Origin of the sequence: Klebsiella variicola, from assembly GCF_000828055.2 — a bacterium.
GTDB lineage: Bacteria > Pseudomonadota > Gammaproteobacteria > Enterobacterales > Enterobacteriaceae > Klebsiella > Klebsiella variicola.
In genome coordinates, this window is record NZ_CP010523.2 from 3,178,072 (window position 1) to 3,192,217 (window position 14,146).

Here is a 14,146-nt window from a genome sequence, read left to right on the forward strand (position 1 = left end):
AAACCCACACACGCGCTCGATGATGGATTTGTGAGCCCTGTTGTAAATAATTTGTAAGCATGTTGCGACACGCTTGTAACAAAAACCATCCACCCTCTGAATTCCGCCGAGCAGACCATGATCTTTTTTTTTGATATCGCCACCTTACCCATCACGCCGTGGAAGAACGGTGCCGGTGCCACCCGGGAAATTATCGCCGTTCCTTCCACAGACGCCCCCTTTCTCTGGCGAGCCAGCATCGCCACTCTGCAGGCGGATGGTCCTTTTTCCCCCTTCCCCGGCGTCGATCGGGTGATCACCCTGCTGGCGGGACAACCGCTACGACTGTGCGGCGAGGACATCGACCATCCGCTGACGCTCTGGCAGCCGTGGGCGTTCCCCGGCGAATGGGCGCTGTCCAGCGTCGGGATCGTTGAGCCAGGGCTGGACTTCAATATCATGACCCAGCGCGGACGTGCCTCGGCGAGAGTAAAGGTGATAAACGACCAGCAACGCCCTGCTACTGAGGGAGTCGCTTATGTTCTTCAGGGCGAGTGGGATCTGGCCGGGCAGCGAAGCGCGGCCGGCAGCGGTCTCTGCTGGCGCGGTGAATCCCCTGGCGAGCTGCAGCCCCTCAGTGCCAACGGGTGTCTGCTGCTGGCGGAGATCGCGCTCAAATAATCATCAGAAGAGAGAGTATACTGGAGCTATCGCGATACGCTTTTGCTCCGCACGCCGCGGGCGCGGCTGAAAAATATCGTGACACAAGGGGTCGTCAGTGGGATATAATTCCCGGCTAAATTTGAGTTATTTTGAAATAACAATGTTAACGTTATGATTGTTAAAGTAAAAATAAGCAATAACGATAAGGATTAAAGCTATGGGTTTTCTTTCCGGTAAGCGCATTTTGATCACTGGCGTCGCCAGCAAACTGTCCATCGCCTACGGTATTGCGCAAGCAATGCACCGCGAAGGCGCGGAACTGGCATTCACCTATCAGAATGAAAAACTGAAAGGTCGCGTAGAAGAATTTGCTGCCGCGCTGGGTTCTGACATTGTGCTGCCGTGCGACGTTGCTGAAGATGAGAGCATCACCGCGCTGTTCACCGAGCTGGAAAAAGTCTGGCCGAAATTCGATGGTTTCGTCCACTCTATCGGTTTTGCCCCGGCTGACCAGTTAGACGGCGACTACGTTGACGTTGTCACCCGCGACGGCTTTAAAATCGCGCACGACATCAGCGCCTACAGCTTCGTGGCGATGGCCAAAGCCTGCCGCAGCATGCTGAACCCGGGCTCTGCTCTGCTGACGCTCTCCTACCTGGGCGCAGAGCGCGCGATCCCGAACTACAACGTAATGGGTCTGGCCAAAGCCTCTCTGGAAGCTAACGTCCGCTATATGGCTAACGCCATGGGTCCGGAAGGCGTTCGCGTCAACGCCATCTCTGCCGGTCCGATCCGTACGCTGGCTGCTTCTGGCATTAAAGATTTCCGTAAAATGCTGGCGCACTGCGAAGCGGTCACCCCGATCCGTCGCACCGTCACCATTGAAGATGTGGGCAACAGCGCAGCCTTCCTGTGCTCTAACCTGTCCGCGGGTATCTCCGGTGAAGTCGTTCACGTTGACGGCGGGTTCAATATCGCCGCCATGAACGAGCTGGAACTGAAGTAAGTTCTTTCCCTCCTCACCCCGGTGAGGAGGGTTCTTCCTTCCCCCCATCCCTTACGCTCCCCCTGTTATTCCAATCGGCTATTTGTTAGCACGTATCAATATTTTCTCCTGCTTCCGGGTTACGCCAGGATAGTTCTGCATAAACGATCCGCGGAACGGCGGTTCGCCACATACCGAACAAGGAAAGCCCATGGAGCCACGCCGCGTGAATGGCAAAAACCACTGGTATCACGAAACCCAGTCAACAATCTGCCCGGTGGATGTTCTACCGCTTGTCCCTGAAGCCGCCCATGTTGAAGACCGCTTTTTGCTGGACCTGACGCTGCCGGAAGCCTGGCTACACATCCACGCAGGCTGGCTGCACCCCGCTCGCCAGCTGGCAGAGCGGTTGTTTCCCGACCAGGTGGCGGTGAGTCGCCTGCAGACCTTTACCGCCTACGATCGCCTGAGCACCGCGCTGACTGTCGCCCAGGTTTATGGTGTCCAGCGGTTGTGTAACCACTATGCCGCCCGCCTGGCTCCCCTCCCTGGCCCTGACTCTTCGCGCGAGAGCAACCGTCGCCTGGCGCAGATCACTCAGTATGCTCGTCAGCTCGCCAGTTCGCCCTCCGTCATTAACGCCCTCTCGCGCAGCCAGCTGGACGAAGTGGGTTTAACCAGCCGGGATATTATCCTGATCAACCAGATTATCGGTTTCGTGGGCTTCCAGGCCCGGGCGATTGCCGTCCTGCAGGCGGCGCTGGGCTATCCGGTGCGCTGGATCCCCGGCATGCCTCAGCAAGAGGAGGCCCCTGCCGAACTGTTCACCGCGCCACCAGGAGAGTGGCAGAGCGACCTTGAGGATCCCGATCTGCAGTATGCCGATGATGAGCGCCAGCGGCGCATCGCCGGCTGGCAGTCGCTGCCCGGTCTGGGTGAGCTGGCCCCACTGCTGGCCTGCGACCCACCGTTGTTCACGCCTCTGGAGACCTTGATCCGCCAGCTCAGCACGGATGATACCTTTGGCCCGCAGGTCGCCTTACTCGCGGCGCGCACCAATGGCAGCCCCACCTGTTTTGACGCCTGGCTCCCCCACTGGCAGGGTGAAGAGGAGTTCGCCAGTCATCTGCGGGAGGGCGACCAGGCCCTCCATCACTGGCTCCAGCAGCATCCTCAGTCCCGGTCTCTCGTGACCGCGGTGCAGCTGTTAACCCGCTCGCCGGACCGGTTTAGCGCCGCCCAGTTAACGCCCCTCGCGGAATATGGACTCTCTGCGGAACAAGCGATCGATCTGTTGACCTGGAGCGGGCTGTGCGGATGGATGAATCGTCTGAAAATCGCCCTCGGCAATGTGCGTCAGCAGACGTAAATTGCTGAAACAGCGCTTGCTGCGGCAGGCATATTCGCGTAAAAATGTCAGCCGCTCTTTTAGCCACGAAAATACCTAATTATGTTTCAGGATAACCCGCTGCTAGCGCAGCTTAAACAGCAACTGCATTCCCAGACGCCGCGCGCGGAAGGGGTCGTTAAGGGCACGGAAAAGGGCTTTGGCTTCCTCGAAGTGGACGCTCAGAAGAGCTACTTCATTCCGCCGCCGCAGATGAAAAAAGTGATGCATGGCGACCGTATCGTCGCGGTGATCCATTCTGAAAAAGATCGCGAAAGCGCCGAACCAGAAACCCTGGTTGAGCCGTTCCTGACCCGTTTCGTCGGTAAAGTCCAGAAGAAAGACGATCGCCTCGCTATCGTTCCTGACCATCCGCTGCTGAAAGATGCCATTCCCTGCCGCGCCGCCCGTGGCGTTGAGCATGATTTCAAACAGGGTGACTGGGCCGTCGCCGAGATGCGCCGTCATCCGTTAAAAGGCGACCGCGGGTTTTACGCGGAGCTGACCCAGTTCATCACCTTCAGCGACGATCACTTCGTCCCCTGGTGGGTAACCCTGGCGCGCCATAACCTCGAAAAAGAAGCGCCGGACGGCGTGGCCACGGAAATGCTCGATGAAGGGCTGACGCGCCGCGATTTAACCGCTCTCGACTTCGTCACTATCGACAGCGCCAGCACCGAAGATATGGACGATGCGTTGTACGTCGAATCCACTGCTGATGGCAAACTGCTGCTGACGGTCGCCATTGCTGACCCGACCGCCTGGATTGCCGAAGGTAGCAAGCTGGATAAGGCCGCAAAAGTGCGCGCCTTTACCAACTATCTGCCGGGCTTCAATATTCCAATGCTGCCGCGCGAGCTGTCAGACGACCTGTGCTCCCTGCGCGCTAACGAAGTGCGCCCGGTGCTGGCCTGCCAGATGACTCTGGCGGCCGATGGCACCATCGAAGACAACATCGAGTTCTTTGCCGCCACCATCGAGTCGAAAGCCAAGCTGGCCTATGACGATGTCTCTGACTGGCTGGAAGGCCGCGGCAGCTGGCAGCCGGGCAGCGACGCGATCGCGCAGCAAATTACACTGTTGAAGGACGTGTGCCAGCGTCGTAGCGAATGGCGTCAGACCCATGCGCTGGTGTTCAAAGACCGTCCGGACTACCGTTTCGTTCTTGGCGAAAAAGGCGAAGTGCTGGATATCGTCGCGGAACCACGTCGCATTGCCAACCGTATTGTCGAAGAGTCGATGATCGCCGCCAACATCTGTGCCGCCCGCGTTCTGCGCGACAAGCTCGGCTTCGGCGTTTATAACGTCCATACCGGCTTCGACCCGGCGAATACCGAACAGCTGGCGGCGCTGCTGAAAACCCACGACGTGCACGTCGACCCGACGGAGGTGCTGACGCTGGAAGGGTTCTGCAAGCTACGCCGGGAACTGGACGCCCAGCCGACCGGATTCCTCGACAGCCGCATCCGCCGCTTCCAGTCGTTTGCGGAAATCAGCACCGAGCCGGGCCCGCACTTTGGCCTCGGCCTTGAGGCCTATGCCACCTGGACCTCGCCGATCCGTAAATATGGCGACATGATCAACCACCGTCTGCTGAAGGCCATCATCAAAGGCGAGACCATTGCGCGCCCGCAGGATGATGCCACCGTACAGATGGCGGAGCGCCGTCGTCTTAACCGGATGGCAGAGCGCGACGTCGCCGACTGGCTGTATGCCCGTTTCCTCAACGATAAAGCCGGGACCGATACCCGTTTTGCGGCGGAGATCATCGACATCAGCCGCGGCGGGATGCGCGTGCGCCTGGTGGACAATGGCGCGGTCGCCTTTATTCCGGCCCCCTTCCTCCACGCCGTTCGCGACGAACTGGTGTGCAGCCAGGAGAACGGCACCGTGCAGATCAAGGGCGAGGTGGTCTACAAAGTGACTGACGTTATCGATGTCACCATCGCCGAAGTCCGCATGGAAACCCGCAGCATTATTGCGCGTCCGGCAGTCTGACGCCTCTTCACAGCGGTTCCTCCGGGAACCGCTGCTTCTTTCCTCTCCATCCTGCTATTTCCGTCGCACCGATTAAGGTTGTGCGTTTTTTTCGCTTCTCTTTTTCATCCATTTTTAGCATCATTGATTTCATTCGTTTTTGTTACCAGGATAATGCCATGTCAGATGTGAATGCCCACCTGCTCGCCCAACGTATCGATACCGTGCTGGATATTCTGGTTGCCGGTGATTACCACTCTGCGATCCATAATCTGGAAATCCTCAAAGCGGAGCTGCTGGCACTGGCGGCGGACGATGCTGAGCAAAAAAACCAGCCCAAGGCTCCCTGGGAAATCTGATTATCGCCCATGCCGCAACCGGTGACTCATACCGGTTGCTCGCCATATAGCCCCCTAACAGTGATGTTGCTATGAACGCCCGACAACAAAGTATTTTGCAAGTGGTCATTGATAAAGGCCGGATGAGCGTCGCCGATCTGGCGAAGATGACCGGTGTCTCAGAGGTCACCATTCGCCAGGATCTGAATCTGCTGGAAAAGCAGAGCTATTTGCGCCGCACCCATGGCTATGCAGTCCCACTGGACAGTGAAGATGTTGAAACCCGCATGATGACCCATTTCGCCATTAAACGTGAACTGGCCAGCCGGGCGGCGGCGCTGGTGAGCGCCGGCGAAACGGTATTCATCGAAAACGGCAGCAGCAACGCCCTGCTGGCGCGCACCCTCGCCGAACGCGGCGATATCACCATCATAACCGTCAGCAGCTATATCGCCCATCTGCTGAAAGAGACGCCGGGAGAGGTGATCCTGCTGGGCGGGATTTACCAGAAACGCAGTGAAAGCATGGTGGGCCCGCTGACCCGCCAGTTCATCCAGCAGGTGCATTTCAGCAAAGCCTTCATCGGGATCGATGGCTGGCAGGCAGAAACCGGCTTTACCGGTCGCGATATGATGCGTGCGGATGTGGTTAACGCCGTGCTGGAAAAGCACTGTGAAGCGATTATTCTCAGCGACAGCTCGAAATTCAGCGCGGTTCATCCCTATCCCCTCGGTCCCGCCGGGCGCTTTAACCGCGTTATTACCGACGATCGCCTGCCGGCCGCCTGCCGCGACCAGTTACTGCACAGCGGCCTGACCGTCGATATCGTGCCATACGTCTGATCTTTACCCGCCCCGAGCCATGCCAATGCGCCATTCGGGGCGATATTACGCTCTGAGAGTATTCCGAGCCGCTAATTAAGATTTTTTACCTGACGATACATTTAAAAAAAAGTAAAATTATTATTAGCGATATAACAGGAAGTGACTATCACCTGCGTGATTTTCGTGACACCTGCGCACCCTAACTTCATGGAATTGCCCTAAAGCTGCTATTTCAGGCTATGCTTAAAGGAGCGTAGTATCCATGAATAGATTATTCAGGAGAAAAAATGATGACTTCAACGAGCAAAAAAATGGCTGCCGTCGTTCTGGCTGTCACTGTAGCAATGTCTCTGAGCGCTTGTTCTAACATGTCTAAACGCGACCGTAACACCGCTATCGGTGCTGGCGCCGGCGCCATCGGTGGTGCGGTGTTAACTGACGGTAGCGCACTCGGAACCCTGGGTGGCGCGGCGGTCGGTGGTATTATTGGTCACCAGGTTGGCAAATAATATAATTACCTGACGAAATAAAAGAATAATTCACACGAATTGACTTACGCACGTTAAATCATTCAAGGCCGCGGCATTCACCGCGGCCTTGTTATTTCAGCATTACTTTAATTATTGCCGAAATAGCACTCAGCCACCGGCTAACTTAACCTTCATTCCTTTCGCCTCGAGCAGCGATTTGAGCAAATCCCGTTTGTCACCCTGGATCTCGATCACGCCATCTTTCACCGCACCGCCGCAGCCACATTTCTTTTTCAGCTCTGCAGCCAGGGCGTTCAGCGCGGCATCGTCAGCATCGATGCCGCTAATCAGGCACACGCCTTTGCCCTTGCGACCGCTGGTCTGGCGCTGAATACGAACAATACCATCGCCTTTAGGCCGCACCGGCGCCGGTTTCGCTTCGTCGATACGCCCGGTTTCCGTGGAGTAGACCAGGCGGCTATTGGAATCGCTCATTATGCCTCCTTTGACAACGAGACGTTGATTGCCCGCAGCGTTGCGGCAGGATCGGCCGACTGAGTGACCGGGCGACCAATAACCATATAATCCACCCCCGCCGCCTGGGCCTGCTCGGGGGTCATAATCCGCCGCTGATCCCCAGCCTCGCTCCCCTGCGGACGGATCCCCGGGGTCACCAGCTTAAACGCCTGCCCCAGCTCCTGTTTGAAGCGCACCGCCTCCTGAGCTGAGCACACGACCCCGTCAAGACCACAGCGTTGGGTCAGCGCTGCCAGCTTCGCCGCGTAATCAGCCGGGGATAAGGTAATGCCCAGATCCTGCAGGTCGCTGGCCTCCATGCTGGTGAGTACGGTGACAGCGATCAGCAGCGGAGCCTCTTTACCAAACGGCAGCAGCGCTTCACGCGCGGCGGTCATCATCCGCGCGCCGCCGGAGGCATGGACATTCACCATCCATACGCCGAGTTCGGCCGCCGCCGCCACCGCGCGGGCCGTGGTATTGGGGATATCGTGAAACTTAAGGTCAAGGAACACCTCAAACCCGCGCTGGTGCAGATCGCGAACAAACTGCGGGCCCAACAGGGTGAACATCTCTTTGCCCACCTTCAGGCGGCAGTCTCGCGGGTCGATGCGGTCGACAAATGCCAGCGCTTTATCGCGATTATCATAGTCGAGCGCAACCACAACGGGAGAGGATGTGACAGCGCGGGAAGATGTGATAGCTGTAGACGTCATGACCAGACCTTAGTGTTGATGGGCGCCAGGGCGGCGCAAAAAAGGTAAACGGGCAGCATTCTACCTGTGATGCTAACAAAATAACAGACTGCTGTAGTAGCGCTGGCCGGACGATGGCGCTGCCGGGGCCGCGTCTGGAGAGGAGAAAAACGATGAGTATGTTGTAACTAATGGAGGGATTTTTTTTGACTTTATTGGCCGTCGAGACCGCGAATGGGTTTGATGGTGGCCCACGAGCGGCAGGATGGGCAGTGCCAGTAGAGCGTATGAGCAGTAAAGCCGCATTTCTGGCAGCGATAGCGCGGTTTGCTGCGCACCTGCTCGCCGACCATGTTTCTTAGCACCCCGAGGCTTTCTTTCGCGCGCCCTTCTTCCGCTTCGTTGAGATGGTAGTCCATCAGCTTATGGAAGACGCGCATGGTCGGGTGACGTTCCAGCTGCCGGGTAACGTAGTTTTGCGCGGCTTCGACCCCTTCCCGTTGCTCGAGGATCTGCGCCAGCATCAGTTCAGCGGTGGCCCCGGTGTTCTCATCCACACAACGGCGCAGGAAAACCTCCCACTCTTCGGCTTTACCCAGTTGCTGGTAGCAGGTCTGCAGCATCTCCAGCGTCTCACCGACCAGCTCTTTATCCTGATCAATAACCCGCTCAAGGCTCTCTACCGCTTTGGCGTAATCACCCTTTTCCATCCATACCCGGCCCATCATTATTGAGACCCGGGCGCTGTTGCGGTCTGCTGCGGCGCCTTTCTTCAGCAGCGCCATCGCTTTATCCAGATCGTTGGCCGCCATCTGCTGCAGGGCCAGCTCACACCAGAAATTGGCGATTTCGCCACGATGTTTCTCTTTACCCAGCTTCACCAGCCGTTCAGCGACTTCGATCGCTGACTGCCAGTCGCTGGTCGCCTGGTAGATCTGCAGCAGCTGCTGCAGAGCGCTCAGGCGGAAATCGGTCTCATCCACCAGCTGTTTGAACATATCTTCCGCACGATCGTACAACCCGGCGGCCATATAGTCGCGCCCCAGCTGCTGGACGGCCAGCAGGCGCTGATCGTAGGTTAACGATGCGCTTTCCATCAGGCTCTGATGAATACGGATCGCGCGGTCAACCTCGCCGCGCGAGCGGAACAGGTTACCGAGCGTCAGGTGGGCCTCAACGGTGCCGGTATCCTCTTTCAACATATCAAGGAACAGATCGACGGCTTTATCCTGCTGGTTGCTGAGCAGGAAGTTAACCCCCGCCACGTAATCCCGTGACAGGCGGTTCGCATCGTCCTGTTTGGACTGTTGTGCACTTCTGCGCCCCATGTACCAGCCGTAGGCGGCGGCAACGGGTAAAAGCAGAAACAACAACTCCAGCATAAGAGGTTATTCCTTCACGGCAGGCACGCCTGCGTCGACAGCGACCGGGCTGACGGGGGCAATCTGGTGCTCAAGGCGCTTAATTTTCCGCTCCGCGCGCACCAGCGAGACACGCACCCGCAGCCAGAACAAGCCGCAGATCAGCCAGCCAATGGCAAAGCCTGCGGCGAACAGCACCGCCAGCAGTGTCGAAATGCGGAATTCACCCTGCGCGAGTAAATAGTTGAACGTGACCTGTTGGTCATTCTGCGCCCCCAGCGTCACTGAAATGACGAAGATTGCTAGCACCAGTAAGAAAATGAGTAAATATTTCACATGACTTCCCGTTATGTGGGTTGCGCGAAAAAAAGCCCGCTTTCAGCCCTATAAAGTATCATTTTCGCCGCAGCGGTGGAATGAAAAAGCATGGCAACTGTACAGGATATGCGGTCGGATGCCGCTAAAATCAACATTATTCTGCTTCGGGCATCCGTTTTTTAATATCCTGCGCCTCTTCTCCCGGCGGCGAGAGCGGCCCGCACAGGCGCTGCGTCAACCAGCAGGCCACCGTGACCAACAGCCAGGAGATCAGCGTGGCGACAATGAGATCCAGCGGCCAGTGCATGCCCAGCGCCAGGCGACTGCCCATCACCGCCGTCGCCCATACCAGCAGCACGGCGACCGTGCCCCAACGCCGACGCGGCCACAGCAGCCCGGCGGCCAGCAGCGCCCAGCTGGCGGCGAACATCGTGTGACCCGACGGGAAAGCAAAGCCTGTCTCTTTCTGCCAGTGCTTGCGTAAAAACGGCGGAATGTCCTGCGCCTGCGCCAGCTGGGCATGCACCAGTTTAGCGCGTTCTTTACGCTTCAACGCATAGAATTGCGTCACCGGCACCTGTCTTGAGTTTTCCAGCCAGATGACAAAGGGTCTCGGCTCCTGAACCCGCGCTTTGACCCAGGATTTAACCCCCTGTCCCACCAGGATGGCGGCGGCAAGAATCAGGAACAGGATCAGTGCCGCGCGCAGCCGGTAGCGAAGACACCAGAGAAACCAGCCGCACAGTGCAACATGCGTGATAATTCCCCACGGCTGCGTCACCGTTTCCGTCACCCACCAGAGGGTTTTCAACATAGCAACCGGCAGTCCTGGCTGCCACAGCCAACCAGACAGCCAGACCGTAACAGGCATAACAAGCAGCAGCGCTGCCGCGAGAGCGGTTCGTCGGGCAATCAACAGCATTTTCTCTCCTTCTCCTTGTAGATGAACATCATAGCGGAAAGTAGTTCGTTTGTGCGCTTTCCACGCGGCTAACCGTTCGCGATTAGGAGAACGTCCCGGCCTTGTGGCAAAATAGCGGCAAACAGAAAGCACATTCAGGTGCTGACAGAATCTGGAGAATCACATGCAGCTTAAACGTGTGGCAGAAGCCAAACTGCCAACCCCATGGGGCGATTTCCTGATGGTGGGTTTTGAAGAACTGGCAACCGGACAAGATCATGTCGCGCTGGTGTATGGCGATATCTCGGGGCAGTCGCCGGTCCTGGCCCGCGTCCATTCAGAGTGTTTGACGGGCGATGCCCTGTTTAGCCTGCGCTGTGATTGCGGCTTTCAGCTGGAAGCGGCCCTGTCGCATATCGCCGAAGAAGGTCGGGGGATCCTGCTCTATCACCGCCAGGAAGGACGCAACATTGGTTTATTGAATAAAATCCGCGCCTACGCGCTGCAGGATCAGGGCTACGACACCGTTGAGGCGAACCATCAGCTGGGCTTCGCCGCCGATGAGCGCGACTTCACCCTGTGCGCCGATATGTTCAAACTGCTCAACGTTGAGCAGGTTCGGTTATTAACCAATAACCCGAAAAAAGTGGAAATTCTTACCGAAGCCGGGATCAACATTGTGGAGCGGGTACCGCTGATCGTCGGGCGTAACCCGAAAAATGCTCACTACCTGGATACTAAAGCCGCCAAAATGGGCCATTTGCTGAACAGCAAGCCGGCGGAATAAACCGATTGAATAAAAGAGAAAGGGCCAGCGATGCTGGCCCTTTGTTTTACAGCATATTGCGGATAACGTAGTGCAGGATGCCGTCGTTGCGGTAGTAGGTGAGCTCGGTCGCGGTGTCGATACGGCACCGACAAGGGATCACTTCCTGCGAGCCGTCAGGGCGAGTCAGGGTCACCGGCACCGTAGCGCCAGGCTGAAGCGACTGCAGATTGCTGATATCAATCCGCTCTTCCCCGGTCAACTGCAGCGTTTTACGGGTGACGCCCTGCGGGAACTCCAGCGGCAAAATCCCCATCCCGATCAGGTTGGAACGGTGGATACGTTCGAAGGACTCGGCGATCACCACCCGGATCCCCAGCAGGCGCGGCCCCTTCGCCGCCCAGTCGCGGCTGGAACCTGAGCCATACTCCTTACCGGCAATCACCGCCAGCGGTATGCCTTCCGCTTTATACTGCATCGCCGCATCGTAGATCGCCACCGGTTCGCGGTCCGGCAGATGTCGGGTCATACCGCCTTCCACTCCCGGTACCATTTCGTTACGAATACGGATATTGGCGAAGGTGCCGCGCATCATCACCTCATGGTTACCGCGACGGGAACCATAGGAGTTAAAGTCGCGCCGGGCAACCCCATGCTCCTGCAGATAGCGGCCTGCCGGGCTATCGGCTTTGATGCTCCCCGCCGGCGAAATGTGGTCAGTGGTCACTGAATCGCCCAGCATGGCGAGGATCCGCGCGCCATGAATATCCTCTACCGGCAGCGGTTCGACGCCCATCTCGTCAAAGAACGGCGACAGGCGAATATAAGTCGAGTCCTCCTGCCAGTCATAGGTATCTGACGCCTCCACCTTGATTGCTTTCCACTCCTCGGTACCGGAAAACACTTCCGCGTACTCTTTGCGGAACATCTCAGTGGAGACCTGTTCCACCGCACGGGCAATCTCCTCCCCGCTCGGCCAGATATCTTTCAGATAAACCGGTTCGCCATCGCTGCCCTGCCCCAACGGCTCGCGGGTGAGATCGATATTCATGTTCCCCGCCAGGGCGTAAGCGACGACCAGCGGCGGCGAGGCCAGCCAGTTGGTTTTCACCAGCGGATGGATACGCCCTTCGAAGTTACGGTTACCGGAAAGCACCGCCCCGACGGTCAGATCGCCCTTTTTGATCGCCTCTTCAATAGGTTCCGGCAACGGACCGGAGTTACCGATACAGGTGGTACAGCCATATCCCACCAGATTGAAGCCGAGCTGGTCGAGGTAAGGCGTCAGGCCGGCATGAGCCAGATAATCCGACACCACTTTCGAGCCTGGCGCCAGGGAAGCTTTTACCCACGGCTGCGGCTGCAGGCCACGCTCGACGGCTTTTTTCGCCAGCAGACCGGCGGCCATCAGCACGCTGGGGTTGGAGGTATTGGTACAGGAAGTAATAGCCGCAATGGCCACGGCGCCGTCCGGTAGCGAATAGTGATGCCCGTTCAGCGTATAATCCACCGGCTGGCGCTGACGCTGAGGATGGTTAACTTCCAGCTCGCCGCTGGCAGCAAAGGCTTTCGGCACATCGCCGAGCGCCACGCGATCCTGCGGCCGTTTCGGCCCGGCAAGGCTTGCCTCAACGCTGCCCATGTCCAGCGCCAGGGTGCTGGTAAAGACCGGCTCATCGCCCGGCTGGCGCCACATGCCCTGCGCTTTGGCATAGGCTTCCACCAGTGCGACCTGTTCTTCGCTACGGCCGCTCAGACGCATATAGCTAAGCGTCACATCATCGATCGGGAAGAAACCACAGGTGGCGCCATATTCCGGGGCCATATTGGCGATAGTGGCGCGATCGGCCAGGGGTAAGGTATCCAGGCCATCGCCGTAGAATTCAACAAACTTGCCGACGACACCGTGCTGGCGCAGCATCTGGGTGACCGTCAGCACCAGATCGGTGGCGGTGATGCCTTCGCGCAGTTTGCCGCTGAGCTTAAAGCCCACGACATCCGGGATCAGCATCGACACCGGCTGACCCAGCATGGCGGCTTCCGCTTCAATCCCGCCCACGCCCCAGCCCAGTACGCCGAGACCGTTAATCATGGTGGTATGAGAGTCGGTGCCCACCAGGGTATCCGGCCACGCCATCCACTTCCCATTCACCTCTTCGCTCCAGACGGCCCGACCGAGGTATTCCAGGTTGACCTGGTGACAAATACCGGTGCCCGGCGGCACTACGCTGAAGCGGCTGAAGGCCTGTTGTCCCCAGCGTAGAAAAGCGTAACGTTCGTGGTTACGCTCCATTTCCAGACGGACGTTATCTTCGAAGGCCTCGTCATCGCCGAAACGGTCGACGGTGACCGAGTGGTCGATCACCAGATCGACGGGCGACAGCGGATTCACTTTCGCGGTGTCGCCGCCCAGGCGCTTCACCGCCTCGCGCATGGCGGCCAGATCCACGACTGCCGGCACGCCGGTAAAGTCCTGCATCAGGACGCGCGCGGGACGGTAAGCGATCTCCCGGTCGGCATGGGCCTGTTGCAGCCAGCCGGCCAGGGCACGAATATCTTCTTCTGTCACCGAGTCACCGTCCTGCCAGCGCAGCAGGTTCTCCATCAGCACCTTCAGCGACTTAGGCAGTCGACTGAGATCGCCCAGCTGTTTCTCTGCCAGCGGCAGACTGTAGTAATGCCAGGTTTTCTCGTTGACCAGCAGCGTGTCCTTACTGGCTTCTCGTAGGGTTGACGACATAGCTCCTCCTTTATCTCAGGGATGGCATACCCTGATTCTCCTCAGGGTCTCCATTAAAGATAACACATACCGAGCATAACACTTTGATAACAACCCAAATTGCTAAATGCGCCGAGGTCGACAGTGATTAATAGGGAATTATCCTGGAATCGGAGAAATAGCACCAAAATAGTGCAGAAGCGATGATAAAGACGATATTGTATTAGTACACGAGGACAAAAAAAGA

Annotated in this window: 14 protein-coding genes; 8 read left to right on the top strand and 6 right to left on the bottom strand. The window is 57.8% G+C overall.

Annotation, left to right across the window (positions count from 1 at the left end; genetic code table 11):
* Nucleotides 1–117 precede the first annotated feature (117 nt).
* The 7 genes from SP68_RS14960 to osmB all read left to right on the top strand — a co-directional run bounded on the left by SP68_RS14960 (nt 118) and on the right by osmB (nt 6,662).
* Complete coding sequence (locus SP68_RS14960) at nt 118–660, top strand: HutD/Ves family protein (RefSeq protein WP_008807798.1); 543 nt, start codon at nt 118–120, stop codon at nt 658–660.
* 199 nt (nt 661–859) lie between these two features.
* Nucleotides 860–1,648, top strand: a complete 789-nt coding sequence (gene fabI, locus SP68_RS14965) for an enoyl-ACP reductase FabI (RefSeq protein ID WP_008807797.1) — start codon at nt 860–862, stop codon at nt 1,646–1,648.
* A 190-nt stretch (nt 1,649–1,838) separates the two neighbouring features.
* Nucleotides 1,839–2,996 carry a carboxymuconolactone decarboxylase family protein gene (locus SP68_RS14970; protein ID WP_012542042.1) on the top strand — a complete coding sequence of 386 codons (1,158 nt, stop codon included), beginning with the start codon at nt 1,839–1,841 and terminating at the stop codon, nt 2,994–2,996.
* A gap of 81 nt (nt 2,997–3,077) precedes the next feature.
* A complete protein-coding gene (locus SP68_RS14975; RefSeq protein WP_040975845.1) occupies nt 3,078–5,012 on the top strand; it encodes an exoribonuclease II in 1,935 nt (644 codons plus the stop codon).
* A 158-nt stretch (nt 5,013–5,170) separates the two neighbouring features.
* Nucleotides 5,171–5,350, top strand: coding sequence for a protein YciZ/DeoL (gene yciZ / locus SP68_RS14980; RefSeq protein WP_012542045.1), 180 nt, complete (start codon nt 5,171–5,173; stop codon nt 5,348–5,350).
* Nucleotides 5,351–5,421: 71 nt separating this feature from the next.
* Complete coding sequence (yciT, locus tag SP68_RS14985) at nt 5,422–6,171, top strand: DNA-binding transcriptional regulator YciT (protein WP_008807793.1); 750 nt, start codon at nt 5,422–5,424, stop codon at nt 6,169–6,171.
* 272 nt (nt 6,172–6,443) lie between these two features.
* Nucleotides 6,444–6,662: an osmotically-inducible lipoprotein OsmB gene (gene osmB / locus SP68_RS14990; RefSeq protein WP_002901783.1), complete on the top strand. Its 219-nt coding sequence runs from the start codon at nt 6,444–6,446 to the stop codon at nt 6,660–6,662.
* 129 nt (nt 6,663–6,791) lie between these two features.
* Here osmB and yciH read toward each other — a convergent pair whose 3' ends face one another.
* The 5 genes from yciH to pgpB form a co-directional block, all read right to left on the bottom strand.
* Complete coding sequence (gene yciH, locus SP68_RS14995) at nt 6,792–7,118, bottom strand: stress response translation initiation inhibitor YciH (protein ID WP_008807792.1); 327 nt, start codon at nt 7,116–7,118, stop codon at nt 6,792–6,794.
* On the bottom strand, nt 7,118–7,855 hold the full coding sequence (gene pyrF, locus SP68_RS15000) for an orotidine-5'-phosphate decarboxylase (RefSeq protein WP_022065864.1): 738 nt from the start codon (nt 7,853–7,855) through the stop codon (nt 7,118–7,120). Before pyrF ends, yciH begins: the two co-directional genes overlap by 1 nt.
* Nucleotides 7,856–8,046: 191 nt before the next feature.
* Nucleotides 8,047–9,216 (bottom strand): lipopolysaccharide assembly protein LapB, encoded by a 1,170-nt coding sequence (gene lapB, locus SP68_RS15005; protein ID WP_008807790.1) that lies wholly within the window; start codon nt 9,214–9,216, stop codon nt 8,047–8,049.
* Nucleotides 9,217–9,222: 6 nt separating this feature from the next.
* On the bottom strand, nt 9,223–9,531 hold the full coding sequence (locus SP68_RS15010; protein WP_040975843.1) for a LapA family protein: 309 nt from the start codon (nt 9,529–9,531) through the stop codon (nt 9,223–9,225).
* A 136-nt stretch (nt 9,532–9,667) separates the two neighbouring features.
* Nucleotides 9,668–10,435 (bottom strand): phosphatidylglycerophosphatase B, encoded by a 768-nt coding sequence (gene pgpB / locus SP68_RS15015; protein ID WP_008807789.1) that lies wholly within the window; start codon nt 10,433–10,435, stop codon nt 9,668–9,670.
* Nucleotides 10,436–10,598: 163 nt separating this feature from the next.
* Between pgpB and ribA the strand changes: the two genes are divergently transcribed.
* On the top strand, nt 10,599–11,201 hold the full coding sequence (gene ribA, locus SP68_RS15020) for a GTP cyclohydrolase II (protein WP_008807788.1): 603 nt from the start codon (nt 10,599–10,601) through the stop codon (nt 11,199–11,201).
* 46 nt (nt 11,202–11,247) lie between these two features.
* Here the strand turns inward: ribA and acnA are convergent, their stop codons facing one another.
* Entirely contained in the window at nt 11,248–13,920 is a 2,673-nt protein-coding gene (gene acnA, locus SP68_RS15025) for an aconitate hydratase AcnA (protein WP_022065863.1), read from the bottom strand.
* Nucleotides 13,921–14,146: the final 226 nt, after the last annotated feature.

What these genes read in the sequence shown, in the direction of transcription:
- fabI (WP_008807797.1), top strand. Translation starts at nt 860, where the DNA reads ATGGGTTTTCTTTCCGGTAAGCGCATTTTGATCACTGGCGTCGCCAGC.
- yciT (WP_008807793.1), top strand. Translation starts at nt 5,422, where the DNA reads ATGAACGCCCGACAACAAAGTATTTTGCAAGTGGTCATTGATAAAGGC.
- SP68_RS14975 (WP_040975845.1), top strand. Translation starts at nt 3,078, where the DNA reads ATGTTTCAGGATAACCCGCTGCTAGCGCAGCTTAAACAGCAACTGCAT.
- osmB (WP_002901783.1), top strand. Translation starts at nt 6,444, where the DNA reads ATGACTTCAACGAGCAAAAAAATGGCTGCCGTCGTTCTGGCTGTCACT.
- acnA (WP_022065863.1), bottom strand. Translation starts at nt 13,920, where the DNA reads ATGTCGTCAACCCTACGAGAAGCCAGTAAGGACACGCTGCTGGTCAAC.
- yciH (WP_008807792.1), bottom strand. Translation starts at nt 7,118, where the DNA reads ATGAGCGATTCCAATAGCCGCCTGGTCTACTCCACGGAAACCGGGCGT.
- SP68_RS14960 (WP_008807798.1), top strand. Translation starts at nt 118, where the DNA reads ATGATCTTTTTTTTTGATATCGCCACCTTACCCATCACGCCGTGGAAG.
- pyrF (WP_022065864.1), bottom strand. Translation starts at nt 7,855, where the DNA reads ATGACGTCTACAGCTATCACATCTTCCCGCGCTGTCACATCCTCTCCC.
- yciZ (WP_012542045.1), top strand. Translation starts at nt 5,171, where the DNA reads ATGTCAGATGTGAATGCCCACCTGCTCGCCCAACGTATCGATACCGTG.
- lapB (WP_008807790.1), bottom strand. Translation starts at nt 9,216, where the DNA reads ATGCTGGAGTTGTTGTTTCTGCTTTTACCCGTTGCCGCCGCCTACGGC.
- SP68_RS14970 (WP_012542042.1), top strand. Translation starts at nt 1,839, where the DNA reads ATGGAGCCACGCCGCGTGAATGGCAAAAACCACTGGTATCACGAAACC.
- pgpB (WP_008807789.1), bottom strand. Translation starts at nt 10,435, where the DNA reads ATGCTGTTGATTGCCCGACGAACCGCTCTCGCGGCAGCGCTGCTGCTT.
- ribA (WP_008807788.1), top strand. Translation starts at nt 10,599, where the DNA reads ATGCAGCTTAAACGTGTGGCAGAAGCCAAACTGCCAACCCCATGGGGC.